Origin of the sequence: Glycomyces rhizosphaerae (assembly GCF_042647865.1) — a bacterium.
Classification (GTDB): Bacteria; Actinomycetota; Actinomycetes; order Mycobacteriales; family Micromonosporaceae; genus Glycomyces; species Glycomyces rhizosphaerae.
Window position 1 is genome coordinate 84,894 of the sequence record NZ_JBHRWO010000004.1, and the last position, 24,423, is coordinate 109,316.

The following is a 24,423-nucleotide window of genomic DNA, read 5'->3' on the forward strand; positions in this document are numbered from 1 at the left end:
TCTCCGCCCTAATGCGATAGCGGTTTCCGGCTCGGTCTTGCAGAATGTCTCCCCATGAGCACCTGGGAACTTGAGACCGAGATCGAGTCGTACTACGAGCGGGGCGGCGAACGCGAGCGCCTGACGCGCAACGCGCGCGGACGCCTCGAGTTCGCCCGCATGCAGGACCTGTTGCGCCGCAAGCTCCCGGGCGGCGGACTCGACGTGCTCGACGTCGGCGGCGCGACCGGCGTCCACTCGAAGTGGCTCGCCGAGGACGGGCACCGCGTGACCCTCATCGACCCGGTCGCGAGCCAGGTCGAGGTCGCGGCGGCGCTGCCCGGCGTTACGGCGGTCGTGGGCGACGCGCGCGAGTTGCCTTACCCGGACGCGAGTTTCGACGCGGTGCTGCTGATGGGGCCGCTGTACCACCTGACCGAGCGCAAGGAGCGGGTGCAGGCGATCGCGGAGGCGCGGCGGTGCGCGCGGCCCGGCGGCATCGTTGCGGCCGTGACGATCAACCGGACGGCGGGCTGGAACGACTTTCTGCTGTTCCGAGCGGGTGGCAAGGACAAGGGCTTGAGCGCCGAGGCCAGCCTGCGCATCATGCGCGAAGGCACACTGCGCTACTACGACCAGGACATCTTCACCACCGCCTACCTGGCCCATCCTGGCGAGGTCGCGTCCGAATTCGCCGACGCGGGCCTGGGTGGTGCTGCCCAGTACGCGGTGCAGGGCCCTCCCGGGTACATCCCCGAGCTGGAAGCGCTCATCGACAACGAGGAGGTCCGCGAGCACCTTATGGAGGGCCTGCGCATCATCGAAGCCGAGCCTTCGCTGCTGGGCGCGAGCAACCATCTCTTGACGATCGCCGCGGTGCCCGCTTAGCGAAGTTGCGTGGGGGCGTTACGGTCACGACTGTGACCGCCTCCACGCCTCCGCAGACGCCGGTAAGCCCGGTCCGTATTCCCGGAACCACCCTGGTCGCGGTGATCGTGCTCTGGGCGATGGCCGGGTACGGCTTCGCCGGCGGGATCTACACCACGGGGACCCGGCTCGGAGTCGTCTCGGCCGAGATCGAGGTCGACTCGGTGGAGCTGCCGCCCGGCTTCGAGGCGGTGACGTACCTCGGCGCCGCGATGGCGTTCGTCCTGGTGCTGCCGCGCATCGTCTTCGCCTTCTGGACCGGCATGGGCTCCCGCTGGGCGCGCGTCGGCGCGATGGTCACGGAGACGGTGAGCGCCGCGTTCTGGCTGGCGACGCTGCTCGTGGTCGAACGTGCGGAACTCACCAGCACGGTCGCCGAATACACGGGCATCGCGTCCGGCAACCTCGCCGTCATCATCGGCGCCTGCTGCTCGGTGGGCGCGGTCGCGCTGCTGGCGACGCCCGGCTCCAAGGCCTGGAACCGCTGACCCGGGCGGCTCGGCCCGTCTGGTGAGACGGTCCACGGGTTCGAGATCGCTCGCCGCTAACGTTGCGTGACATGTGGAACCGCAGCTTTCTCATCCTCCACGGCGTGGAGAACCGCAGGCCCGAGGGCCATTGGCAGCACGAGCTGGCCATGGGCCTGCGCGAGCGCGGCGAGCAGGTCTTCTACCCGCAGCTGCCCGACACCGACCAGCCCTCGCTTGACGCTTGGACCGAGGCGATCCGTGCCGAGCTGGCGCTCATGCGAGGCGAGAAGGTGGTCGTCTGCCACAGCCTCGCCTCCGTGGCCTGGATGCGCTTCGCGGCGACCGACCCCGCCCCGGCAGACCGGGTCCTCCTGGCGAGCCCGCCCGGACCCGTCGCGTTCGAGTGGAATGTCATCGCCGAGTTCACCACGGTCGGCCTCGACCTCGCGAGCCTGCAGCTCGCGAACGGCCCGACCCGGCTCGCCTGTTCCGACGCCGACCCGTACTGCGTCGAAGGCGCCGCCGAGCACTACGGGCGGCCGCTCGGCTGCGAAGTCGACGTGATCCCCGGCGGCGGCCACATCGCCCTCGACGACGGCTACGGCCCCTGGCCCTCAGCCCTCAACTGGTGCCTCGACCCCGCAGTGCGCCTGAGCCCCAACCACTGACGAATCCACCAACAGCGCCCCGCCCATCGCCCGCGCCTGCGAATTGTCGTAGCCACCGCGCACCCTTGTATCGGGGGCGCTGAGCGCCAACACACCCGACCCCGGGGAGCGGCCCGCTCTGGAACCTCCCGCCGAAGTGTCATACCCCCGCGTCACTGTTGAAACGGGGGCCCTGCGCCGCAACACACCCGATCCCGGGGAGCGGACTCTCCTCGGCGACCATCGCCGAGGTGTCGTACCCCTGCGCCATTGTTGATCCGGGGGACCTTGCGCCGCAACACACCCGACCTCGGGGGCGGACCCTCCCGGCTGCGCCGTCGAAGTGTCGTACCTCCACGTCATCGTTGAAACGGGGGACCTTGCGCCGCAACACACCCGACCCCGGGTGCGCCGCTGCTCGGCGTGTCGCTTTGCGGGCTTCCCACTGACCGGCCAAAGTGCCAGACTGAACCCGAAGACGGCCCGCACGCGCTCGCCAACCCTTGCGGGCCTTCGGATCGGCTCACCGGGAGGCCGCATGCGTTGGGTTCGGATCGCCATCGTCGGTGTCTTCCTGGTGGCCGCCGCCTCGGCGGCGCTGGCCGGGAGTCTGGCGAGCCCCCGCGGCGACGACCCCGAGGGCCCTGAACCCGGTTCCTCCGCGCCGCCCGATCTGACCGCGACCGCCGAGATCCGCCGCCTCTTCATGGCGCCGGGCCAGGTCGCCATCGCGGTGACCAACAACGGCGACGCTCCGGTGCAAGTGCTCGGCGTCGAGCTGATCACCGAGTCGTTCGCGCCATTGGGAGTCCAGGAATCCGACGCGATCGTCCCGCCGAGCGAGAACCCGCGCGACCTCCTCACGAAATACGGCGAGGCCCGTTGCCCCGACGGCGCCCAGTCGACCGCCGAGCCGGCCTCGGTGGTCCTCCAGGTTGCGACCGAGGACGAGACGCAGCACACGGTGAACCTGGAATTGTCGTACCCCAACGGCACACTTGACCGATTGGTCCGGGAAGCATGCGCGGCGCAGGCGGTGGCGGCGTCGGCGCAGATCGAGTTGGGGGAGTTGACCGAAGCCGAGGACGGCACCCTCGAAGGGAGGTTGAGCGTGACGCCGCTGGGAGAAGCGGCGCTGGACGTGACCGAGGTGCGCGGGAGCGTCCTGTACGCGATCGCCGCAGGTGAAGCGGTGAACGAGGCCGGCGCGGTATCGGTGCCGCTCGTGTTCGACGCCAACCGCTGCGACGGCCACGTCGTGGGCGACGCGAAGCAGCCGTTCGGGTTCACCGTGTGGATCACCATCGACGGCGGCGAACCCGTCGCCACCCCGATCGAAGTGGGGGAGGACCGGCGCGAGGCCCTCTGGGCGATGCTGGAGGTCCGCTGCGCGGCGAAGGACTGACCGTTGAACCGTTCCAATCGCTGGAACTGGGGGAGGCGAACATGGCACATCGGACGTACGCTTGACGATGTGGGTGATCACTCCGATACTTCCGGTAACGAGGCGCGCCAGTTGCGTACCCGCCTCGTAGGGAGCCTGCGGTCCGGCGGCGTGATCCGAAGCGGGGCCGTCGAAGCCGCGATGCTGGCCGTGCCGCGCCACCGCTTCCTACCCGAGGCCCCGCTGCGCAGCGCCTACGCCGACGACGTGTACGTCACCAAGCGCAACAGCGACGGCGAGGCCGTCAGTTCCGCGTCGCAGCCCGCGATCGTCGCCGAGATGCTCGAGCAGCTCGACGTCCGGCTCGGCCACCGGGTCCTCGAGATCGGGGCGGGCACCGGCTACAACGCCGCACTGCTCGACGCGCTCGTCGGCCCCGAAGGCGCAGTGACCACTGTCGACATCGACGCCGACACCGTGCGGCGCGCCCGCAGGGCACTCGACGAGGTCGGCTCCGAGCGCGTCCGGGTCGTGCAAGGCGACGGCGAGCTGGGACACGTCGACGGCGCGCCGTACGACCGCATCATCGCCACCGTCGGCACCTGGGACCTGCCCCCGGCGTGGTGGGACCAACTGGCAGACGGCGGCAGGCTCGTTGCGCCCCTGAGTATCCGAAGCTGCGAGCACTCGGTCGCCTTCGACTACAGGGACGGCGTGATGCGCAGCCGCTCGATCGTGAGCTGCGGCTTCATGCCCATGCGCGGCCTCGGCAGCCAGGAAGACCAGACCGTCGAGCTCTCCGCAGGCCGGATCATGACCTTCCACGTCGAGCAGGGAGTCGAAGCAGACGGCGCGAGGGGCGTGCTCGACAGCCGCGGCGCGACCGTCTGGACCCCGGTGCAGCTCAAGGTGAACGACGACGCCACGCAGCTGTCGCTGTGGCTGGCATGCGCGTTCCCCGGATACGGGCGCATGAGCGCGCCCTTCGGCGATCACGGCCCGCAGCGGCTGCTGGTGCGCTGGGCCAACCCCGCGGTGGTCGAAGGCGAGGACTTCGCGTACCTCGTGAGCCGGCGGACCGGCGGCGGCGTCGAGATCGGCGTGCGCGGCCACGGCCCGAACGGCGCGGCGCTGGCGGTCCGGGTGGCCGACGAGGTCCGCGTCTGGGACGCCGACAGCCGCGACGGCGTCAGCCTTCAGATCACGGCCTACCGGAAGGGCACTGGCCCGGAGGGCGAACCGCGCTTCACGGTCCCCAAGCGCCACACCCGTCTCGCGATCGAACTGGCCCCTGACAAGGTCGGCCTCCGGTAGCGGCCGGGCCGAATGCCTTGCGGCGCAACATTGCTTGCGTTGTGAATCCTTCATTGAACTGGCCCGCAGCGCATCACGTCCAACGTTCCTCCTTAGTGGAATCGGGTCGGCCTTCGTGTGCCGCAGCGGCCTCACATCGCGGGCGGCGACGACTTCTGCGCGCCCGTCCGGTCACCCTCGCCCCACCGTGCCCGACGTTTCGAACTAGGGTGGTAGCGTCGTCGCCCTACCGATCGCCGCGCCCACCCCTATGCGCCCCCTCGGATCCGGGTGACCCCGTGTAGCGATGCCGCTTCGACTGGTCGCAGTGGACGCAATGCAGTAATAGTGGCTGACACCCCGGAAACCTCCCCGGCCCCACTCGCCTCCGCCCCGAGTCGGCCGGTCGAAAGCCGTTCCCAGAAAGGACGCCCCCGATGTCCGAGCCGACGTTCAAACAGCGGGCACGCTATTGGTTCGACAACACCATGTCGAAGGGCACGAAAGCGCTCATCGGTTGGCTGACCGTGATCACATTGGCGCTCACCGCAATCGGGGCATTGTTCCTCGTGTTCACACCGGAAGGTGATGGCGTCGGCGGGTCCTTGTGGACTTCATTCATCCACATCCTCGACGCCGGTACGATCACCGGCGACGTGGGCGGCGCCGCGTCGATGATCATCATGTTCATCACCACCATCGGCGGCCTCGTAATTCTGTCGTCACTCGTCGGTGTGCTGACGACCGGTCTCGACGCGAAACTCGAAGACCTCAGAAAAGGCCGTTCGCTCGTCGTTGAGAAAGATCACACCGTCATTCTCGGATGGTCCGATCAAGTCTTCATCGTCATCTCGGAATTGGTGGAGGCCAACGAAAGCGAGAAGCGCGCGTGCATCGCGATCCTCGCCGATCGCGACAAAGTGGAGATGGAGGACGAGATCCGTTCGAAGATCGCGGACCTCAAGTCCACGCATGTCGTCTGCCGCACCGGCGACCCCGCCGACCCCGACAGCATCGCCCTGGTCAACCCGAGCCAGGCCAAGAGCGTCATCATCCTGACCTCCGCCGAGGACGACCCCGACGCCCAGCTCGTGCGCAGCCTCCTCGCCGTCACCCAGGGCAGCACCGGCCTGAACTGCCACGTCGTCGGCGCGGTGGTCGAGGGCCGGAACCTGCCCGCCGCCCGCCTCGCCGGCGGCCGCGCGGCGCATGTCGTCGACGCCAACGACCTCATGGCCCGCCTGATGGTGCAGACCTGCCGCCAGTCCGGCCTCTCCGTCGTCTACACCGACCTGCTCGACTTCGGCGGCGACGAGATCTACATGGTCGAAGAGCCAGGCCTGTTCGGCCGCCCCCTCAGCCAGGCCCTGCACTCGTACCGGACCTCCTCGTTCATGGGCGTGCTCACCAAGGAGGGCCGCTGCATCATCAACCCGCCCTCCTCCGCCTCGCTCCAGCCCGGCGACAAGCTCATCCTCATCGCCGCCGACGACTCGGCGATCCAGCTCGACGGCTCCCGCCCGATCATCGACGAAAACGTCATCGTGGCCCGCGCCGACGCGGGGAACCGCGCCGAGCGCACGCTCATCCTCGGCTGGAACGCGATGTCGCGCATGATCCTCGAGCAGCTCGACCAGTACGTCGCCCCCGGTTCGATCACCGACGTCGTGAGCGACCACCCTGACGCGCCGGAGGCGATCCGGAAGATCGGCCCCACCATGCGCGTCCAGGGCCTCAACTTCAAGGAGGACGACACCACCGACCGGCTCCTCCTCGAGTCCCTCAACCCCGGCTCGTACAACCACATCATCGCCCTGTGCTCGGACGACGTGGCCCCGCAGCTGGCCGACTCGAAGACCCTCGTGACCCTGCTCCACCTGCGCGACATGGCCCAGCGCTCCAACACGCGCTTCAAGGTCGTCTCCGAGATGGCCGACGACCGCAACCGCACGCTCGCGCAGGTCACGCAGGCCGACGACTTCATCGTCAGCGACAAGCTCATCAGCCTGCTGCTGACCCAGACCGCCGAGAACCCGCACCTGTCGCAGGTCTTCTCGCAGCTGTTCAGCCCCGACGGCTCCGAGATCTACCTCAAGCCCGCCGACCACTACGTGCGCCCCGGCGTGCCGGTCAACTTCTACACCGTGGCCGAATCGGCGCGGCGCCGCGGCGAGACCGCCATCGGCTACCGGGTGGTCGCCCAGGCCAAGCAGGCGCCGAGCTTCGGCGTGCACCTCAACCCCGACAAGGCCCAGCAGATCATGCTCCAGCCCGGCGACAAGATCGTCGTCCTCGCCGAGGACTGATACGAATCGGCGCCCGTCAGGGCGGACGGTCCGTCATGAGCGACCGTCCCCTGACGGGCGTACGACTATGGTCGTAGGCCATTCCCGACTCTTGGCCGATGGCAGTGTCGGACGCCGCAGGTAGCGTCGATGGAGACCGCAGCACCCAGCGGAGGAAACAGGAACATGACCGACACCGCCACACCCACCCCTGAAGCGGCCGAAGCGCCGCCGGCCAGGGCCCCGATCACCCGATTGTGGGCTTACGCCCGCCAACACCTGCGCCTGCTCGTCATCGGCGGCGCGCTCTCGTTCGCCGGCGGCCTCGTCGGCCTCGTCCAGCCGCTCATCGCCATGGACGTCATCGACACCCTCTCGGCGAACGAGTCCCTCACAAGGCCGCTGCTCTACCTCGGCGCGGTCGTCCTCGTCGGCGGCGCGCTCGGCGCACTCGGCCCCTACCTCATGCAGATCGCCGGGCAGGACGTCGTCCTGACCGTGCGCAAGCAGCTCATCGACCGGCTCGTGCGCCTCGAGGTCGCCGAAGTCGACCGCCTCAAGCCCGGCGACCTCGTCTCCCGGCTCAGCTCCGACACGAACCTCCTGCGCACGGTGGCCAGCACCACCGTCATCGGCGGGGTCACCGACGGCTTCATGATCCTCGGCGGCATCGCCCTCATGGCCTGGCTCGACCTCGCCCTGTTCGGCACCACCATGGCCATGGTCGCCTTCGTCACCGTGACGATGCTGTTCATCATGCCGCGCATCCAGAACGCCACCGTCGCCTCGCAGAAGGCCTTGGGCGACATGGGATCGCTGCTGGAGCGCATCTTCAGCGCCTTCCGCACGGTCAAGGCCTCCAGCGCCGAAGACCATGAGATCGGCCGCTTGGACAAGGCCGCCACCGCCGCCCGCGACACGGGCGTGAAGGCCTCGTTCTGGGAGGCCCTGGCCGGAGTCGTCGCGTTCCTGCCGGTCAACATCGCCTTCCTGCTGGTCCTCGGCGTCGGCGGCGCCCGCGTCGCCTCCGGGGCCATGGAGGTCGGCACCCTGATCGGCTTCCTGCTGCTGCTCTTCTACCTGATGGGCCCGATCAACGGTCTGGTCGCCTCGCTCTCGCAGCTCCAGACCGGCCTGGCCGCGATCCACCGCATCGAGGAAGTCGAGAACCTCGACGCCGAGGAGGCCTCAGACGAGGGCAACCTCCCTGAGGCCGTGCGGATCCCGGTAGGCTCCGGTCCCGCGCAGGTCACGTTCGAGAACGTGACCTTCCGGTACGCCGAAGACCTGCCGTACGTCCACCATGGAGTCACGTTCGCGTCGAGCGGGCGCGGATTGACCGCGCTCGTCGGCCCCTCGGGGGCGGGCAAGACCACGGTGTTCTCGCTCATCGAGCGGTTCTATCCGGCCACCACCGGTTCGGTGAAGGTCGACGGCGTCGACGTCGTGGACTGGCCGCTGGCGGAACTGCGCGGCCTGATCGGCTACGTCGAGCAGGACGCGCCGGTGCTGGACGGCACGCTCCGCGAGAACCTCGTGATGGCCGCGCCCGAGGCGACTGAGGCCGACATCGACGAGGTCGTGACGGTGGCGAGGCTGACCGAGCTGGTCGGCAAGCTGCCTGACGGGCTCGACTCGCGCATCGGCTACCGGGGCACCACGCTCTCGGGCGGCGAGCGCCAGCGCGTCGCCATCGCCCGCGCGCTGCTGCGCAAGCCGCGCCTGCTGCTGCTCGACGAGGCCACCTCGCAGCTCGACGCCGCGAATGAGGCCGCGCTCAAGCAGGTGATGCTCGATGCCGCCGAGCGCACGAACGTCCTGGTTGTGGCGCACCGGCTTTCGACCGTGACCAGCGCCGACCAGATCGTGGTCTTCGACGCCGGGCTCGTGCGAGCGGTCGGCACCCACGCGGAGCTGGTCGAGAAGGACGACCTGTACCGCGATCTCGCCGCCTCGCAGTTGCTCACGGCCGCTTAGCAGTACGAGAGCGACCGAAGCGAGTGCCCCGCGGCGAAGCCGCGGGGCACTGCGCGTCTCGGCGGGCGATGCGGCTGTGGCGGAGTGCAATAGCGAGCCGGTGGTCCAACGGCGGCGTCGGCTGCGGACGCGACCTGCCATGGTGTGGCGCCGAGGGCCCGGCGGCGGTTCGCCGTCCGCGCTCGCTCAGGCGATCGGTGCCGCGTTGGCGAGTGCTTTGCGGACCTTGTCCGAGAGTTCGGTGTAGTACTCGTCGATGTAGTGGTAGGGGCCGATGCCCCAGCGGTGCCCGGGGTCGGCGATTCGCAGGGCGGCGTCCACTTCGACCGGCGGGAGGGCGCGTTCGCCGAGCGCCGTTTCGAGGATCGCGTAGGCGCGTTCGAGCCAGCGGTTGTTCTTGTCGGTGATCTTCACATCGTTCACCGGCTCGCCGGCCGTGGTGTGGGAGGCCCAGAACGCCCGGTGGATGAGGACCGGCCGCTTCGGGAGCCGGGCCACCAATGCCCTTACGGCCGTGGTGAACGGGCCGTCGGCGGCGAGCTTCACGTCGTTCTTCACGGGGGTGAAGCCCGGGCGGTTGGCCAGGCCGGCGTTGCGGAAGTACGAGGTCGAGGTGACCAGGCCCGACCCGGTGTCGCCGAGCGGCCAGCGCTCGTCGATGAGGTCGATGACGATCGGGTGGTCGATCCCGTCGAGGGGTGCGAGCGCGGTCTTCCGGTGGTCCTCGACGATCGTCCGCCGCTGGAAGGCCGAGTCGAGTTTGATGTCGTCGGCGTCGATGGGGCTCGGTGTGGACACGAGGCTCTGGACTCTGGTGCGCGAGACGAAGTGGACCGGTCTGGGCAGGGGATCGCGGCCGAGCTCTGCTGCGTCGCGGGTGACGCAGCAGCCGATCAGGGAATAGGTCGGCGGAAGTTGCTCCATTGGCGGATGCTCCGATCCAGTGGCGGCAGTGGCACGAAAGGGGCCAGTATGCCGGACGCCGCCGGGGTGCGAGCGGCGGGCGAAGGGTGTTCGGGCTGTTCGGATCCAGGCCGTCTGGTTGCATCTTCGACATTCGAAGATGTCGATGCTTGACGTTCCGGCTCAGATGCGTCAAGATAGCTTAGAAAACGGTTCCTATTGATATATGAACCGTTTGAGGGAGGTCCAGCCTCTCTAGCTTCTCGTTCGGTGATCTGATCTAGAAACCGATAACTGCTGGTCTGCAACCAGCGGTACCGGATCGTGGCGCCCCCTGCCGCGATCGGATCGGGCCGGGCGGGACCGACTGGGAAGCCGTCGCCTCGGTGACCGTACCGATGGTCTTGGTGGTGAATGCCGGGGTGGCCACCACCGCCGAGGCGACGGCTTCCCGCCTGGGGCGCAAGCGGGCCGGTGCGTCCGGTTCGCGAGCCGGCGGCGTGTCGGCCTCCGGGGTCCGCCGGATTTCTGGCATCGTTCAGTCGCCGTTCACGTTCGCGCCGAACGGGTGACGACCGCGGCGGCTTGACTGAAGGCCCCAGTCCCCGATAGGAAGAGGACATTCATGTCCCCCAAGAGTGCGCTCCTGCGCGGAGCGGCCGTGGTCACCGCAGCCGGAGCCCTCATCGGCATGGCCGCCGCCCCGGCCGTCGCCAAGCCCCATCACGACGAGCCGACCGTGATCGCCCACCGCGGCGCGAGCGGCTACCTGCCGGAGCACACGCTCGAGGCCTACGCGCTCGCCGTCGAGCTCGGCGCGGACGTCATCGAGCCCGACCTGGTGCTCACCAAGGACGGCGAACTCCTCGCCCGCCACGAGCCGGTCCTCGACGAGACCACCGACGTCGCCGCGCATCCCGAGTTCGCGGAACGCAAGACCACCAAGCTCATCGACGGCAAGCCCGTCACCGGGTTCTTCGCCGACGACTTCACGCTCGCCGAGCTCAAGACCCTCCGCGCCGAGGAGCGCCTGCCGACCCTGCGCCCCGACAGCGCCGCGCACGACGGCGAGTTCGAGCTGGTCACCTACGACGAGGTCCTCGACTACGTGGGCACCCTCGGCCGCAAGGTGATCACGTACCCGGAGATGAAGCACCCGTCCTATTACGAGGACAAGGGCATGAGCATCGAGGACGCGCTCGCCGACCTCCTCGAGGAGCGCAAGCTCGACCGCAGGTGGTCGCCGGTGTGGGTGCAGTCCTTCGAGTACGAGAGCCTGCTGACGATCGATGAGCGCATCGACAACCCGGTGGGCTTGAACATCGACGGCCAGGGCGAGATCCCGGACGCCACGCTCGACGAGTACGCCGAGACCCTGGACACCATCAGCCTCAACAAGAACCGCATCTTCCCGCGGGCGGCCGACGGCTCGATCTCAAAGCCGACGGACATCGTGGAGCGTGCGCACGAGCGGGGCCTGGACGTGCACGTCTGGACCTTCCGCGCCGAGAACTCGTTCCTTCCCGCGAACCTCCGGTCGAGCACGAACCCCGCTGAGTGGGGCGACATCGAGGCCGAGTTCGAGCTGTTCTACGACCTCGGCGTGGACGCGGTCTTCAGCGACTTCCCGGACCTGGCCGTCGCCGCGCGCGACTAGCCAGACCGGGACGCCGAGCCAGGAATCGCAACTGAGAAGAGGGGCCGCCCTGCCGCCGGGGCGGCCCCTTCCATGTCTCCGGACGGCCTCACCCCGTTTCAGTAATGAAAACGGTTATCGTTAAGATCGCGGCATGGCAGTTCCGAAACGGCGCCTCTCGCGCTCCAACACCCGCAAACGCCGCTCGCAGTGGAAGGCGAAAGCGCCTGCGCTGCAGGTGTGCCCGTGCCCGAGGAAGGAGACGATCCGCCCGCACCACCTCTGCACGCACTGCGGCCAGTACAAGGGCCGCCAGATCCTCCCGGAGGAGTTAGCGAAGGCCGGGGGCGTGTCGGACCCCGGTGCCATCATGGGGGCATGGACGAACAGGCGATACCGATCCTCAAGGTCAAAGACGCCGCGGCCGCGATGCCCTGGTACGAGCGCCTCGGTTTCGAGAAGCAGTGGGAGCACCAGTTCGAGCCGGGGTTCCCGCTCTTCGTGGAGGTGGCGCGGGGGCAGGTGCGGCTGTTCCTCTCGGAGCACGAGGGCGATGCGCACCCGGACGGCGTGATCTACCTGCGGGTCAAGGACGTGGACGCGATCGCGGCCGAGTTCGGGGTCGCGGCCGAGGACATGGAGTGGGGCACGCGGGAGATCGAACTGCGCGACCCGGACGGGAACCGCCTGAGGATCGGCAGGCCGCGAGGCTGAAGGGCCGGAGCGTATCCCGAGGTCGGGTGTGTCGGGGCGGAACCACCCCCGATGCAGCAATGGCATGAGGGTGCGACACCGTAAGGCGCACAGTGGCCCCCGAGGTCGGGCGTGTTGGCGCGCGAGGTCCTCCGATTCAACAGTGACTCGGGGGTACGACAGTTTCGCGGGCGGTCGGCATCCGCGGGGGCGGGGTCGCGCGGTTAGTTCGCGAGGTGCAGCGTGAAGTGGACCGTCTGGAACGGTTCGTCAGGAGTCTCCGTGCGCATCTCGTTCACGGCGACTCGTTCGTCGAACAGGACCGTGCCGCGCTTCGACCAGAACTCGACCACTCCCGGGGTCCGCGCGTCCGTGTGCAAGTACACCCCGGTGTAGCGGTCGCGGCTCGCGATGAACTCGAGGCACACGTCCACCAGTGCACCCGCCAGCCCCTGGCGGCGGTGCTCGGGGCGCACGTACACGCGGTACAGCGTCGCGGTGCGGCCCTCCTCGAAGCGGCTCGTCACCTCGAGCGGGTTCGGCGGCGAGGCCGGAGTCTGGCCGCGCACGCCGGCGGTGGCCGCGACCATGCCGTCCCGGACCGCGACGAACAGGGTGTTGTCCTCCGGCGCAAGGTAATACGAGTCGAGGTCGATGATGTCCGAGTGCCACTGCGGCAGATACCCGTGGCCGAAGTCCCGGTACACGGTGTCGAGCATGACCGATCGCGCTCCCGGCAGGTCACCTGGTTCCGCCTGTCGCAGAACGTAACCCTCTACACCTCTGGTTTCTCGCGCAACAGCAGTCCTCGACATGTGTGCCATTATTGCACCCAGTTTGCAATAGGCAATACTTCGCGATAAGAGACAAGGCTCACGTCCATGCCGCTCTCCCCGGCGCACCCTGATCGCCGCCACCGCCCCCTTCAGCCCCGGCGGTACGGCCCTCGGCATGCCGCATCAGCGCTTGCGGCCAAGGCTATGAGCTGCGCGGCCATCGCGACGCCCGCCCCGACGATCCACCACGAACCGTTGTCGGCCGACACCGACCACGCCACCTCGGCCAAGCCGAGCACCAACGCGAGCGCCAGGACGATCAGGCCGACCGTCCCGAGGCGCGCGGTGATCTCACGGCGACGGCGGATCAGCCACCACCACAAGGCGACTGCACCGAACGCGATGCAGGCGATGCCCACCAGGTCGAGCGGGCCCGGCCCGTGCGTGCGGCTGATCCGGAGCACCGGCTCACCGGTGTCCGGCAGCGCCACCAGCGCCGATCCGACCGCAAGGGCCAGCAGCCAGGTGATCAGGACGCGCCTCGGGGTCATCGTCCGAGACTAGCGCCGCGCCTCCACAGTGCCCAAAGCAAAGTCCGGGCCGCCGCGTTCGCGGAGGCCCGGCCCGTTTCGATCGGTGCTGCGCTACTCCCAGGCCCGAGGGGACTGGATCCCGACGATCGTTCCCGTGGGCGTCGCGATCCCCGCGATGCGCAGGCCCGGCACGTCCATCGGCTCGCCCGCGATCGAGCCGCCCAGCGCCACCGCCTTCTCGCACATCCGGTCGGCGTCGTCCACCGCGACCATCACGTTCCACTGCGGACGGAGCTCCAGCTCCCAGCCCTCCATCGCATGACAGCCGCCGAACTCGCGCTCGGTACCGGCCGCGCTCAACGCCGCGTACGGCTTCGGGTTCGACGGGTTCTCCCAAGGCGGCGTGTTCACGTTCCAGCCCAACAGGTCCGCGTAGAACCGCATCTCCTCGGCAGGGACCCCGTCGCAGCGGTACTCGACCCACGAGACGCTGTTCGGCTCGCCCCAGACACCGAACCCCGTGCCCGGCTCCTTCGACTCGACCAGGCCGAACGAGGCCCCGTTCAAGTCGTTGAGCATCGAGAACCGGAGCATGTCGCTCACGTCCTGCGGATCCTCCACGACCGTGGCGCCCAGCTCCCGCGCCTTCTCGGTCGCGGCGTCGCAGTCCTCGACCCGGAACTGCAGATTCCAGATCCGCGACGCCTCCATCCCCGGCGGGCACGGCATGATGCCCGTGACCGGGCTTCCCGGCCCAGGAGTGCCCTCCGAGAGCCCGAAGGTCGTGTAATGGCCGAAGTCCTCACCCGCGTCCATCGAGGCCCAACCGAACAGGCGCTCGTAGAAAGGGACGTCGACGGCGAGATCGGAGGTCAGGGAATCGGACCAAATAGGTGCCCCCATCGGGATCGAGGTCATGGCGCACTGCTCCTTCGCAGTTGTGGAAGCTGACCCCCTCACCGTCCCACGCGCCCCCGACGACCGCAGGACTTTCCCCGCCGGGCCCTCAGCCCTCGTTCCCCTGCTTCTTGCTCGACATGATCGTGAAGTGCGCCCCGGTCGGCGAGACCAGCACCGCCATGCGCCCGCCCGGGTCGTCCACCGGCGCCACCGCCACCCGGCCGCCGTAGTCGACCGCCTTCGCGGCCGTCAGGTCCACCGAGTCGGTCCCGAAGCACACCAGCCAGTGCGGTTGCATCTTCACCTCGGGCCCGAGCGCCATCCGCGCGCCGCCGAACTCCACGGTCGCGCTGGTCAGCAGGTGGGTCTCGTGCGTCCACAGCTCCACGTACGGGGCGTCGTCGTGCGGCGGGTCGTCCGATTCCGGCACCTTGAGCGACCAGTTCAGCAGCTCCGAGTAGAACTGCATCGCCTCGACCGGCGCGCCGTCGTACACGTACTCGAACCACACGGCCGCGCCCGGCTCGTCGAACGCCGTGAACCCGACGTGTTCGCTCATCGGCTCGAACAGGCCGAACGCCCCGCCGTCAGGGTCCTTCATCGCCGCGTACACCAGGTCGTCGCCCACCCGCACCGGGTGGCTCACCATGGTCGCGCCCAGCTTCTCCGCGTCGGCCGCCGCCTGGAAGCAGTCGGCCACATGGAACGCGACCCCCCACGCGGACAACGCGTTCGCGTCCCCGGGCGGGTTCGGAGCGAGCCCGCCGACGGCGCGCGCCACCGACACCGTCGAGCCCAGGCACAGCTCCGTGTAGTGCCCGAACTCCTCACCGGTGTCGAAGCTCGACCACTTGAACAGGCGCATATAGAAATCGAGGTCCCGGGCCAGGTCAGGAGTGTTGGCATCGGCCCATATCGGGGCTCCGAGCGGAATGGCGGTAGGCATGTGGCGGTCCTTCGCAGGTCGGGTCGGCAACGCCTCCCCACCGTCCCACGGGGGTGCGACGCAGGCAAGACCTTCGGCGATCCCGGCCGGGCCGATGGAGCGGCGCGATCGCTCGCCGGTTACCCGCCGGTCGCGTACCGAAAACACCGGCGCCCTGGTGCCTGCCCCACCCCGCCAACGGGGGATGGCCGGATGGCATCAGCCTTCGAATCCGACGAAACTCAGTGCTCACATGGGCGATCACCCACCCAGGCAAGGAGATTCGTCATGAACAGGATGAGATCCATTGCGGCCGTCAGCTGTGCGTCGCTGGCGGCGCTCGCGCTCGCGGCGGCTCCGGCTCAGGCGGCACCCGCGCCGCTACGCGCCGACCTGCAGGACCAGGCGGACGCCATCGTCGCCGCGGGCGCACCGGGGGTCAGCATCGCGGTGCGCGACGAACTCGGCGCCTGGAACGGCGTCGCCGGCGTCGGCGACATCGCCAAAGGCACCCCGCCCGATCCAGGCGGCTTCATCAGGACCGGCAGCATCACCAAGAGCTTCACCGCGACCATGGTCCTGCAGTTGGTCGAAGAGCACCAGATCGAACTCGACGGGCCCATCGACGCCTACCTGCCCGGCCTACTGCCGTACGAGGAGACCATCACCGTCGAAGACCTCCTGCGCCACCAGAGCGGCCTGCCCGACTACCAGCCGCTGGTCTGGCCGGATGTGCAGACGGTGCACGACCAGCGGTTCCACACGTACCTCCCGGAAGCACTGGTGGAGCTCGCGACCGAGGAGCCGCTGGAGTTCACGCCCGGCGACGAGTTCGCCTACTCCAACACCGGCTACATCGTGCTCGGCATGCTGATCGAGGAGGTCACCGACCACAGCTACGCCCGCGAACTCGCGCAACGGATCCTGCGGCCCGCCGGCCTCCACCGCACCTATCTCGCCGGCGTCTTCCCGTTCCTGCCGAACCCGTCGATGCGCGGCTACGAAGCGCTCACCGATCCCGAAGGCCCCCTGACCGACCTCACCACTTACAACATGTCCGTCTCCTGGTCGACCGGCGCGATCGTCGCCACCCAAGCCGACGTGAACCGCTTCTACGAGGCGCTGCTGAGCGGCGACCTCCTCGGCGCCGAACAGCTCGCGCAGATGCAGGAGACAGTCCCGGCCTTCGACGGGTTCGGCTACGGCCTCGGCTTGGCGGGCGCGGAACTGTGCGGCCGCGAAATCTGGGGGCATGTCGGTGGCGCGCAAGGCTACCTGTCCTACAGCTTCACCAGCGCAGACCTTTCACGACAGCTCACCATCACCGTCAACCGCAGCCTCACCGCGGACCCGGCCGTGTCCGAAGCGATAACCGCCGCGATCCAGACCGAGTTCTGCCGCAACTGAACACGCGGCAGGGCCCGGGGACGACCCAGGGCCCTGCCGCAATCGAACCGCTAGATCCGGCTCTGCTGCCGCAGCAGATCGCGGATCTCCTGCAGCACTTCGATCTCCGCCACCGCGTGCACCTCGTCGACCTCTTCGGCCTTGGGCGCGAACCGCTCGCGGAGCTTGTTCATCGGCAACACGACCACGAAGTACACCGCCAGCGCGGTCAAGAAGAACACCAGGACCCCGTTGAGGAACACCCCGTACGGGAACACGACCCCGTTCACCGTGAACTCGCCGCCGACCTCGGCCCCGCCGGTGAACAACGTGATCAGCGGATTGAGGAAGGCCGTGCCGAACGAAGCCACCAGCGCGGTCATCGCCGCACCCATGACCACCGCGACGGCCAACTCCACAACATTGCCGCGCATCAGAAAATCTTTGAACCCTTTGATCATGACGAAGAGTCTCGCATCCCCCCGTGTTGGAGCGTCAGTCGCGAAACGCCTTGCACTGGGCGTGAAGCAGATCTCACTTTTGTGGGAACAAATCGGGCCGGGCGCGCGGTTGCATCCGGAAGCGGCCGGCGCGAACCGGCCACGGCACGAACCAACTGTGAGAAGGGCATTCCCCATGAGCGACATCGTGATCGGTGGCGACCTCCGTGTCGACCGGCTCGGCTACGGCGCGATGCGCCTGAGCGGCGACCCGGGAATCTTCACCCCGCCGAAGGACCGGGCGAGCGCGATCGCGGTCCTGCGCCGCGCCGTCGAGCTCGGTGTGAACTTCATCGACACCGCCGACGCCTACGCGCTGGGCGACAACGAGACCCTCATCGCGGAGGCCTTGCGGCCCTATGCCGACGGCGTCGTGATCGCCACCAAGGGCGGCAACACGCGCCCCTCGCCCGAGGAATGGATCGCGGTCGGCGCGCCCGGCTACATCCGCCAGCAGGTCGAACTGAGCCTGCGCCGCCTCGGCGTCGAGACCATCGACCTCTACCAGATCCACCGCCTCGACCTGAGCCTGCCGATCGGCGACCAGATCGAAACGCTCGCCGAGCTGCAGCGCCAGGGCAAGATCCGCCACATCGGCCTCTCCGAGGTCACCGTGGACCAGCTGAAGGAGGCGCAGGCGGTCGCCCCGATCGCGAGCGTCCAGAACCTCTACAACCTGATCAACCGCCAGAGCGAAGCGGTCCTGGACTACACCGCCGAGCAGGGCATCGCGTTCATCCCCTGGTTCCCGATCGCCGCGGGCGAGCACGCTGGCCCCGACGGGCCGGTCGGCAAGATCGCCGCCGAGATCGGCGCGACCCCGGCCCAGACCGCGCTGGCCTGGCTCCTGCGCCGCTCCGACAACATCGTGCCGATCCCCGGCACCAGCTCGATCGCCCACCTCGAGGAGAACCTCGGCGCCCGCGAGCTCACGCTCACCGATGCGCAGTACGAGGCCCTGAACGGTCTCGCCTCGGCGTAGCGGACGACGCAGGGGCCCGCGCCACCTCGGCGCGGGCCCCTCGATTTCGGTCAGGGCTTCGGAGTCTTCGGAACGAAACGACTGGTTTCGATCTCGATGCCAAATGGATCAGGGAGCGGTACCAACTTCTCGAACTCGACACTGTGATGCTCGGCATAGCGGCCGTTGCCGTCCGGTTCGCTGTAAACGGTCACGGTTCCATGGCCGTCGTGGCGGTCCACGAGGATGTAGATCGGGATCAAGCCGTAGGCGTAGCTCCAGAGTTTCGCCTTACGGTCACGGCGAACCGACGAATCGGACGTGACCTGGAACGCGAGCAACAGTTCCGCGGAATCGATGGAAGAGGCTTCCTCTCCCTCGATCAGGATTGAATCCGGCAGGACCATGAGGTCCGGGATCAGCGCCTCACCCGTGTGCTCGATATGAACGGCCAATTCGCTGGCCAACGCCCAATCTCGTTCGTTTGCGAACGGAGCCAGACTGCGGATGAGTCGGGCGCAGATATGGCTGTGCCTGTTTGTCGGGGACGGCGACAAGAGGATCTCTCCTCGAATGATCTCCGCACGGAATCCGGGCGGCACTTCGAGGCTCTCCCACGCCTTCCACAGAGGGCTGCGATCAACGCGTCGTTCGTCGGCGACCGGCTCGGCAGCGACCATTGCACGACCTCCCATGGGTGTCCTCCATTCCTAGCGTCTCGACTGTTGGTTTCCGCCGGGACGGCCAGGTTCTCACCGGTATGTGACAACCCGGGGGTTCTCGCCACCGTCCCGCGGTTGTCCAACGATCGGGGGACGCGAAGGTGACGAGGACTCCTCGAACTGCCTGTAATGCGAGAGACCCCTCAAGGATTGAGCGGTGCGATCCGGAACCGCTCGAACTCGGCGGTCGGGCCGTCGGCGTTGCCGAACGCGATGGTGTTGCGGCCCTCGCTGAGATCGAGGATCACCGGGTAGGTCCAGAAGTCGTTCCAGGTCCAGGTGCCGCGCATCGGGTACCGGCCCGCGTCCTTGCCGTTCACGGTGATGTCGCAAGGGCGCGAGACGATGTCGATGTTGTACTCGTGGCCTTTGCCGCGTTCGTCGTTGGCGTAGCTGACCAGCAGCACGTGCGGTCCGTCGCGGGTCTCGACCTCGATGGCGGCGCTGGCGCCGCGGCCGTTCCAGCCGATGACGTGGCCGCGGTTGGCGAAGTCGTTGACGACGAGGCAGGAGCCGCCCGTACGGGAGACTTCGGCGGCGTCCACTTCGATCGGTTCGGGTCCCGTTGCGGGCGTGAGGAGGATCGGTCCGTCGATCATCGCGGTGCGCAGCCGGTTGACCCCGGCGTGGAGGAACACGGGCCGGGTGAGGTCGACGGGGACGTCCTGGTTCTGCGGGCCCGCGAGGCATCCGGTGGCCGCGCCCTCGATGCGGTGGTAGCCCGCGTCGGCCGCGTACAGGTCGAAGACCAGGCCTTCGCCGTGGAGGCGCGCGAACGCGGCCTCGTAGGAGACGGGCCCGCGGGAGCGCTCGGTGAGTTCGATCTTGTCGAGCGCGACTTCGCCGCGGGCGGTGCCGATCGCGCCGGACTTGGACAGCTCGACGGTGTTCGCCCCGGCCCTGAGGGTCAGCGCCTCGCGGACGATCGAGCGGTGCTGCCAGTTCATGGTGCTCGGGTAGTCCACGAACCGCTCGATGCCGTTCACCGTCAGGACCTGTTGGGCCGGTTGCGGTTCGGTGGCCTCGGCGCCGCGCCCGTACATGTGCGAGTAGAAGACCGCCAGGTCGTACTCCCCGGCTTCGGGGGCCTCGACCTGGAAGACCACGGCCGAGTCGCTCAGGTTGAGGCCGCTCACGTCGTGCTCGCCGGAGGCGGCGAAGGCGTTGCCGTCGTCGGCGTTGCCGTGCCGGGTGATCTGGCCCGAGGTGATGTCGGCGGCCTCGGCGTCCCAGTGGCCTTTCCACGGCGGCGGCCCGATGAGGGCGGCCTCGCCGGGCGTGACGGTGATCCAGTAGGCCGCCATGCGGTCGGGCCCGTAGATCGGGATCTCAAGGCGCGCAGGATCGCTCACGACCTGTGCGATCGGCACGGGTGTCCCGGCGGAGCCTTCGTAGCCGGTCCAGTCGATGCGGTGGACGGTGGCGGTGACGCGGTCGGTCCAGAACTCGGGGTCGAGGCCTTCGGCGGTGACTATGAAGTCCTCGACGGTGCCGCCCACGAGGATCTGGGCGGTGCGCCGTTCCGCGTCGAGGCTCGCCAGCCCCTGCAGAGTGTCCACAGTGTTCGGATGCGGCGGAGTGACGCGCACGGTCTGGCCGGTCATCCCGCAGTACGCCTTGAGGAACCACCACGCGCCGTTCGGCACGTTCGGCTGCGGGGCCGCGCCCGAGTAGCCGCCCGCGGCCGTCCAGTACGCCATGTCGGCGTGGACCTTCGCCTCCTCGAACATCGCCGCCCACTGCACGAGCTGGCCGGGCACGGAGAGGTCGCGGTTGTTGCCGTACTCGTCGATGTTCAGCCGCCGCGGCGCGATGCCGAGCGAGCGCTCCAGGCCCCGGTAGGCGGCGTGGTGGCCGCGGAACTCGGCGAGCGACTGCGGCGACAGCTCGTGCCAGGCCATCCACTCCGGGAGCGTCCCGGTGTCCCTGGTGCGCCTGAGGAAGTGCGGCAGGAACTCGGGGTGGTAGTAGGCCTCGTTGGGCCCGGCGATCGGCACTCCCGGGGCGAGCCCGCGCAGCAGTTGCACGGTGGTGATCCAGTCGGCGAGGAACCGGTCGAACTTCGCGGGGGAGTTCTCCTTGAGGCCGTACCAGATCCAGTCGGGTTCGTTGAACGGCACCCACACGAGCCGCCCGGCGTTCTCGGGGGTGAGCATCGGCGGCACGAACTCGTACAGCTTCTCGTGGTAGAGGTCGATCCCCACATCCTCGTACGGCCACTTCGCGAACAGGTCCTGCAGGTACACAAAGGCCAGGCCGTTCCCGTTGCGCCGCAGGACCTGCACCACGCTCGACGCGTCGCCGTTCGGGTGCTGCGCGCCGCCGTCCGGCTTCACCGCGAGCGTGGTGATGTCGAGCGCCTCCAGCAGCTCGTCACCGGGCACGCCGTCCTCCGAGACGCCGTACAGCGACCCGGCCGCGCCGTGCAGGACCGGACCGGTGGGGGCGGCGAAGTCCGCGGTGAGGCGGGCCGCCCCCTGGGGGAAGGGGGTGTGGGCCATTGCCGGGCCTTTCGGTCAGGATCGGGGCCGCGGCGGGCCCGAGGTCTCGCGGACGATGAGCTCGGGTTCAGGCCAGCTCTGCTTCGGCCGCGGGTTCGACCCGTCGACGCGGTGGCGCAGCAGCTCGAAGGCGCCGCGGCCCACGCTCTCGAAGTCCTGGTTCACCGTGGTCAACGCGGGGGTCGTGTACGCCGAGAACGGGGTGTTGTCGAAGCCGACGATGGAGAGGTCCCCGGGGACCTCGCGTCCGGCCAGGTGCGCGGCGCGCAGCGTCGCGAGGGCGAGATGGTCGTTGCCGCAGAGGATCGCGGTCACCGAGGGGTCGGCGATGAGCGGCTGCACCGCCTTGAACGCCTCGGCGAACGTCCACCCGGAGGGCACCGGGTCGGGCACCTCGCGTCCGGCTTCGCGCAACGCGCGCGACCAGCCTTCGGCGCGGTGCGCCTTGTCGCCGCCGAAGGTGCCCGTGGAGGTCGGGATCGCCAGGTGGTGCACCGTCTCGTGGCCCAGGTCCAGCAGGTAGCGGGTGGCCTCGGCCGCCGCCTTGCCGTCGTCCATGCCCACCAGCCACGGCGAGGCGGCGAGCTCCTCGGCGGTGTAAGGCCCTATCGCGACCATCGCCTGCGGCTGCGTGTCGAGCAGGACCTGCTTGGCGCGCATGCCGGGCTCGTCGTGGGCCATGATGATCGTCGGCTCGCCGGCGCGCGGGAGCCGGGCGATGATGTCGGCGTCCGAATGCGTGTCGGCCGGGTCGAGCACGGAGATCTGGACGCTCCAGTCGAGCGACCGGGCCGCCTTCTCGATCCCGCGCAGGGCCGCTTCGGGCCCGTAGAGAGAGGTGTCGGCGGCGAGCACGGTGACGGACTCGACCGCTCCGCCCGCGAGGCTCCGGGCCAGCCGGTTGGGCCGGTAGCCCAGCTCGGCGATGGCGTCCAGGACCTTGTCCCGGGTCGCCGCGGCGACCCGCGGCGAGCCGTTGACGACGCGGGAGACGGTCTGGTGGGAGACTCCGGCCAGTCTCGCCACATCCCAGATACTGGCTGCCTTCTTCGCTTGCGCCATCGTTGTAGGTCTCTTTCTTTGTTCGTCGCAGGCCGTTCGAGGGGTCGGGCCGTCCCTGTGCCCAGTGTGGCGGCTGTCCCATACGACGATACGCCGAGTGATGTTAACGATCACGTCACTTATGGGTCAAGAACAGTAGAGCACAGTTCTGTAACGGAGTGGTCATGCCCAGGTAACGGTTCCGGAGGCCCCCGCAAACGCCCCAAACGGCACAACCGCCGCTTCCGTGCCTCCGGTAGCGCCTTTCGGGGGCCATGTGAGCGTGAGTTCACACACTCGAAATCTTTCGCGACAACTTCTTAACACGTAGGCCCGGGTCGCGTAACACGTCTTGGTGAAGCTGGCTTCACTCCGGTAGGTAGGAGCATCACGCGCCGGCTGATTCGTCGGTCGGCGCGTGACACCTATGCCGAGCACCGTCGCTCCCCTCACGCCGGAACAGCACTAAAGCCCGAAGTACCTACCTATCTCGAGAGAGAGGAGGCGGCCATGCCCGAGCTCGATACCGGCAACACTGCCTGGATCCTGACCTCAGCCGCCCTTGTCCTGCTCATGACTCCGGCGCTCGCCCTGTTCTACGGTGGCCTGACTCGCGCCAAGAGCGTCATCAACATGATGATGAAGTGCCTCGTCGCCATCGGCATTGTCTCGATCGCCTGGGTCGTCGTCGGCGAGTCCATCGCCGTGGGCGAAGGCTCCACCAAGTTCTTCGGTGACTTCACCTCGCTGTTCGGCTCCCGCGCCGCCACCGAACTGACCGCCGCCGCCGGCCTCAACGGCGTCCCGAACGCGGTCTGGACCGCCTTCGGCATGATGTTCGCCATCATCACCGTTGCCCTCATCGCCGGCGCCGTCGCCGACCGCATGAAGTTCAGCGCTTGGATCATCTTCGCCACTGCCTGGGTCATCCTGGTCTACTGCCCCGTCGCCTACTGGGTGTGGAACGCCGGCGGCTGGATCAAGCAGTGGGGCGTCCTCGACTTCGCCGGTGGAACCGCGGTCCACGTCAACGCAGGTGCCGCCGCCCTCGGCCTCGCGATCGTGGTCGGCCGCCGCATCGGCTGGAAGGACGGCAACTTCGCGCCGCACAACCTGCCGCTGGTCCTGCTCGGCGCCGGCCTCCTGTGGTTCGGCTGGTTCGGCTTCAACGCCGGCTCCGCCTTCGCCGCTGACGGCTTCGCCGGTCTCGCCTTCCTGAACACCCAGGTCGCCACGGCCGCCGCCATCCTCGCCTGGCTCCTCGTCGACCGGATCCGAGGCATCAAACCCTCGATCATCGGCGGCTGCTCCGGCGTCGTCGCCGGCCTGGTCGCGATCACCCCGGCCGCGGGCCTCGTGACCCCGCTCGGCGCCATCGCCATCGGCGCCGTCGCCGGCATCATCTGCCCCTTCGCCATCGGCCTCAAGCACAAGTTCGGCTACGACGACGCGCTCGACGTGGTCGGCCTGCACATGGTCGCCGGCTTCTGGGGCTCGGTCTCCCTCGGCTTCTTCGCCTTCGAAGAAGCGGCGGGCGTCAACGGCCTCTTCTACGGCGGCGACGCCAGCCTGCTCGGCAAGCAGGCCGCCGCCACCGGTGTGGTCCTGGTCTACTCGGCCCTGGTCGCCCTGATCATCGGCCTGATCCTCAAGTACACGATCGGCATCCGCATCAGCGAGGAAGAAGAACTCGCCGGTATCGACGCCGCCCAGCACGGCGAGGCCGGCTACGACCTGCCCGTCAACGGCAACACCGGCACCGGCCTGCCCGAGGCCGCCGACGCGCCCGAGCCGGTCAAGGTCTGACCCTGACTTCACGTCAGTCTTGGCGAAGCTTGCGAGCCATAAATTGGAATAGCTAGGAACGGCCGCTCTCTCCACAGAGCGGCCGTTCCGCGTTCGTGTGTCATCCGACCTTCACCGGGCGGCAGCCGCGCCGCGATCCCCGTTAAGCTCGTAGGAGTTCACAGCGCTTCGCCGCGCC

Annotated in this window: 21 protein-coding genes and 1 pseudogene; 13 read left to right on the top strand and 9 right to left on the bottom strand. The window is 68.7% G+C overall.

The features are described from left to right. Window positions 1–54 precede the first annotated feature (54 nt). From ACFO8M_RS01145 to ACFO8M_RS01175, 7 genes are all read left to right on the top strand, one after another. On the top strand, window positions 55–867 hold the full coding sequence (locus ACFO8M_RS01145; RefSeq protein WP_387969356.1) for a class I SAM-dependent methyltransferase: 813 nt from the start codon (window positions 55–57) through the stop codon (window positions 865–867). Window positions 868–899: 32 nt separating this feature from the next. Continuing rightward, window positions 900–1,394, top strand: coding sequence for a hypothetical protein (locus ACFO8M_RS01150; RefSeq protein WP_387969359.1), 495 nt, complete (start codon window positions 900–902; stop codon window positions 1,392–1,394). Between the two features lie 71 nt (window positions 1,395–1,465). Then, entirely contained in the window at window positions 1,466–2,044 is a 579-nt protein-coding gene (locus tag ACFO8M_RS01155; RefSeq protein ID WP_387969361.1) for an RBBP9/YdeN family alpha/beta hydrolase, read from the top strand. 517 nt (window positions 2,045–2,561) lie between these two features. Further along, window positions 2,562–3,428 (top strand): hypothetical protein, encoded by an 867-nt coding sequence (locus ACFO8M_RS01160; protein WP_387969365.1) that lies wholly within the window; start codon window positions 2,562–2,564, stop codon window positions 3,426–3,428. A 69-nt stretch (window positions 3,429–3,497) separates the two neighbouring features. Beyond that, complete coding sequence (gene fxlM / locus ACFO8M_RS01165) at window positions 3,498–4,721, top strand: methyltransferase, FxLD system (protein ID WP_387969368.1); 1,224 nt, start codon at window positions 3,498–3,500, stop codon at window positions 4,719–4,721. A 416-nt stretch (window positions 4,722–5,137) separates the two neighbouring features. Next, window positions 5,138–7,006 carry a CASTOR/POLLUX-related putative ion channel gene (locus ACFO8M_RS01170; RefSeq protein WP_387969370.1) on the top strand — a complete coding sequence of 623 codons (1,869 nt, stop codon included), beginning with the start codon at window positions 5,138–5,140 and terminating at the stop codon, window positions 7,004–7,006. 165 nt (window positions 7,007–7,171) lie between these two features. Then, entirely contained in the window at window positions 7,172–8,962 is a 1,791-nt protein-coding gene (locus ACFO8M_RS01175; RefSeq protein ID WP_387969373.1) for an ABC transporter ATP-binding protein, read from the top strand. A gap of 186 nt (window positions 8,963–9,148) precedes the next feature. Here ACFO8M_RS01175 and ACFO8M_RS01180 read toward each other — a convergent pair whose 3' ends face one another. After that, on the bottom strand, window positions 9,149–9,886 hold the full coding sequence (locus tag ACFO8M_RS01180) for a DUF6270 domain-containing protein (protein WP_387969376.1): 738 nt from the start codon (window positions 9,884–9,886) through the stop codon (window positions 9,149–9,151). A 604-nt stretch (window positions 9,887–10,490) separates the two neighbouring features. Between ACFO8M_RS01180 and ACFO8M_RS01185 the strand changes: the two genes are divergently transcribed. From ACFO8M_RS01185 to ACFO8M_RS01195, 3 genes and pseudogenes are all read left to right on the top strand, one after another. Next, on the top strand, window positions 10,491–11,522 hold the full coding sequence (locus ACFO8M_RS01185) for a glycerophosphodiester phosphodiesterase family protein (protein ID WP_387969379.1): 1,032 nt from the start codon (window positions 10,491–10,493) through the stop codon (window positions 11,520–11,522). A gap of 133 nt (window positions 11,523–11,655) precedes the next feature. After that, window positions 11,656–11,823 (top strand): annotated as a pseudogene (gene rpmF, locus ACFO8M_RS01190) (50S ribosomal protein L32); the annotation flags it as partial. A gap of 56 nt (window positions 11,824–11,879) precedes the next feature. Next, window positions 11,880–12,215, top strand: a complete 336-nt coding sequence (locus ACFO8M_RS01195; protein WP_387969381.1) for a glyoxalase superfamily protein — start codon at window positions 11,880–11,882, stop codon at window positions 12,213–12,215. A 203-nt stretch (window positions 12,216–12,418) separates the two neighbouring features. Here ACFO8M_RS01195 and ACFO8M_RS01200 read toward each other — a convergent pair whose 3' ends face one another. The 4 genes from ACFO8M_RS01200 to ACFO8M_RS01215 all read right to left on the bottom strand — a co-directional run bounded on the left by ACFO8M_RS01200 (window position 12,419) and on the right by ACFO8M_RS01215 (window position 15,349). Continuing rightward, window positions 12,419–12,913, bottom strand: coding sequence for a GNAT family N-acetyltransferase (locus tag ACFO8M_RS01200; RefSeq protein WP_387969384.1), 495 nt, complete (start codon window positions 12,911–12,913; stop codon window positions 12,419–12,421). A gap of 206 nt (window positions 12,914–13,119) precedes the next feature. Continuing rightward, window positions 13,120–13,521 carry a hypothetical protein gene (locus tag ACFO8M_RS01205; RefSeq protein ID WP_387969387.1) on the bottom strand — a complete coding sequence of 134 codons (402 nt, stop codon included), beginning with the start codon at window positions 13,519–13,521 and terminating at the stop codon, window positions 13,120–13,122. Window positions 13,522–13,614: 93 nt separating this feature from the next. After that, the gene (locus ACFO8M_RS01210) at window positions 13,615–14,421 is read right to left on the bottom strand and encodes a VOC family protein (protein WP_387969390.1); all 807 of its coding nucleotides are present in this window, start codon (window positions 14,419–14,421) and stop codon (window positions 13,615–13,617) included. Window positions 14,422–14,509: 88 nt separating this feature from the next. Continuing rightward, entirely contained in the window at window positions 14,510–15,349 is an 840-nt protein-coding gene (locus ACFO8M_RS01215; protein ID WP_387969392.1) for a VOC family protein, read from the bottom strand. Window positions 15,350–15,616: 267 nt separating this feature from the next. On the opposite strand from ACFO8M_RS01215, the gene ACFO8M_RS01220 reads away from it, so the two are divergent. Continuing rightward, the gene (locus ACFO8M_RS01220) at window positions 15,617–16,735 is read left to right on the top strand and encodes a serine hydrolase domain-containing protein (protein WP_387969395.1); all 1,119 of its coding nucleotides are present in this window, start codon (window positions 15,617–15,619) and stop codon (window positions 16,733–16,735) included. A 50-nt stretch (window positions 16,736–16,785) separates the two neighbouring features. On the opposite strand, the gene mscL is transcribed toward ACFO8M_RS01220, so the two are convergent. Next, window positions 16,786–17,175, bottom strand: a complete 390-nt coding sequence (gene mscL / locus ACFO8M_RS01225) for a large conductance mechanosensitive channel protein MscL (protein WP_387969398.1) — start codon at window positions 17,173–17,175, stop codon at window positions 16,786–16,788. Between the two features lie 175 nt (window positions 17,176–17,350). Between mscL and ACFO8M_RS01230 the strand changes: the two genes are divergently transcribed. Further along, window positions 17,351–18,196: an aldo/keto reductase gene (locus ACFO8M_RS01230; protein WP_387969401.1), complete on the top strand. Its 846-nt coding sequence runs from the start codon at window positions 17,351–17,353 to the stop codon at window positions 18,194–18,196. 50 nt (window positions 18,197–18,246) lie between these two features. On the opposite strand, the gene ACFO8M_RS01235 is transcribed toward ACFO8M_RS01230, so the two are convergent. The 3 genes from ACFO8M_RS01235 to ACFO8M_RS01245 form a co-directional block, all read right to left on the bottom strand. Next, entirely contained in the window at window positions 18,247–18,855 is a 609-nt protein-coding gene (locus tag ACFO8M_RS01235) for a Uma2 family endonuclease (protein ID WP_387969403.1), read from the bottom strand. 185 nt (window positions 18,856–19,040) lie between these two features. Further along, on the bottom strand, window positions 19,041–21,398 hold the full coding sequence (locus ACFO8M_RS01240; protein WP_387969406.1) for a cellulosome protein: 2,358 nt from the start codon (window positions 21,396–21,398) through the stop codon (window positions 19,041–19,043). 15 nt (window positions 21,399–21,413) lie between these two features. Then, window positions 21,414–22,460, bottom strand: coding sequence for a LacI family DNA-binding transcriptional regulator (locus tag ACFO8M_RS01245; RefSeq protein ID WP_387969409.1), 1,047 nt, complete (start codon window positions 22,458–22,460; stop codon window positions 21,414–21,416). A gap of 489 nt (window positions 22,461–22,949) precedes the next feature. On the opposite strand from ACFO8M_RS01245, the gene ACFO8M_RS01250 reads away from it, so the two are divergent. Then, window positions 22,950–24,245, top strand: coding sequence for an ammonium transporter (locus ACFO8M_RS01250; protein WP_387969411.1), 1,296 nt, complete (start codon window positions 22,950–22,952; stop codon window positions 24,243–24,245). Window positions 24,246–24,423: the final 178 nt, after the last annotated feature.

What these genes read in the sequence shown, in the direction of transcription:
- ACFO8M_RS01220 (WP_387969395.1), top strand. Translation starts at nt 15,617, where the DNA reads ATGAACAGGATGAGATCCATTGCGGCCGTCAGCTGTGCGTCGCTGGCG.
- ACFO8M_RS01145 (WP_387969356.1), top strand. Translation starts at nt 55, where the DNA reads ATGAGCACCTGGGAACTTGAGACCGAGATCGAGTCGTACTACGAGCGG.
- mscL (WP_387969398.1), bottom strand. Translation starts at nt 17,175, where the DNA reads ATGATCAAAGGGTTCAAAGATTTTCTGATGCGCGGCAATGTTGTGGAG.
- ACFO8M_RS01215 (WP_387969392.1), bottom strand. Translation starts at nt 15,349, where the DNA reads ATGCCTACCGCCATTCCGCTCGGAGCCCCGATATGGGCCGATGCCAAC.
- ACFO8M_RS01200 (WP_387969384.1), bottom strand. Translation starts at nt 12,913, where the DNA reads ATGCTCGACACCGTGTACCGGGACTTCGGCCACGGGTATCTGCCGCAG.
- ACFO8M_RS01170 (WP_387969370.1), top strand. Translation starts at nt 5,138, where the DNA reads ATGTCCGAGCCGACGTTCAAACAGCGGGCACGCTATTGGTTCGACAAC.
- ACFO8M_RS01160 (WP_387969365.1), top strand. Translation starts at nt 2,562, where the DNA reads ATGCGTTGGGTTCGGATCGCCATCGTCGGTGTCTTCCTGGTGGCCGCC.
- ACFO8M_RS01210 (WP_387969390.1), bottom strand. Translation starts at nt 14,421, where the DNA reads ATGACCTCGATCCCGATGGGGGCACCTATTTGGTCCGATTCCCTGACC.
- ACFO8M_RS01235 (WP_387969403.1), bottom strand. Translation starts at nt 18,855, where the DNA reads ATGGTCGCTGCCGAGCCGGTCGCCGACGAACGACGCGTTGATCGCAGC.
- ACFO8M_RS01180 (WP_387969376.1), bottom strand. Translation starts at nt 9,886, where the DNA reads ATGGAGCAACTTCCGCCGACCTATTCCCTGATCGGCTGCTGCGTCACC.
- ACFO8M_RS01155 (WP_387969361.1), top strand. Translation starts at nt 1,466, where the DNA reads ATGTGGAACCGCAGCTTTCTCATCCTCCACGGCGTGGAGAACCGCAGG.
- ACFO8M_RS01240 (WP_387969406.1), bottom strand. Translation starts at nt 21,398, where the DNA reads ATGGCCCACACCCCCTTCCCCCAGGGGGCGGCCCGCCTCACCGCGGAC.
- ACFO8M_RS01245 (WP_387969409.1), bottom strand. Translation starts at nt 22,460, where the DNA reads ATGGCGCAAGCGAAGAAGGCAGCCAGTATCTGGGATGTGGCGAGACTG.
- ACFO8M_RS01205 (WP_387969387.1), bottom strand. Translation starts at nt 13,521, where the DNA reads ATGACCCCGAGGCGCGTCCTGATCACCTGGCTGCTGGCCCTTGCGGTC.
- ACFO8M_RS01230 (WP_387969401.1), top strand. Translation starts at nt 17,351, where the DNA reads ATGAGCGACATCGTGATCGGTGGCGACCTCCGTGTCGACCGGCTCGGC.
- ACFO8M_RS01250 (WP_387969411.1), top strand. Translation starts at nt 22,950, where the DNA reads ATGCCCGAGCTCGATACCGGCAACACTGCCTGGATCCTGACCTCAGCC.
- ACFO8M_RS01175 (WP_387969373.1), top strand. Translation starts at nt 7,172, where the DNA reads ATGACCGACACCGCCACACCCACCCCTGAAGCGGCCGAAGCGCCGCCG.
- ACFO8M_RS01185 (WP_387969379.1), top strand. Translation starts at nt 10,491, where the DNA reads ATGTCCCCCAAGAGTGCGCTCCTGCGCGGAGCGGCCGTGGTCACCGCA.
- ACFO8M_RS01195 (WP_387969381.1), top strand. Translation starts at nt 11,880, where the DNA reads ATGGACGAACAGGCGATACCGATCCTCAAGGTCAAAGACGCCGCGGCC.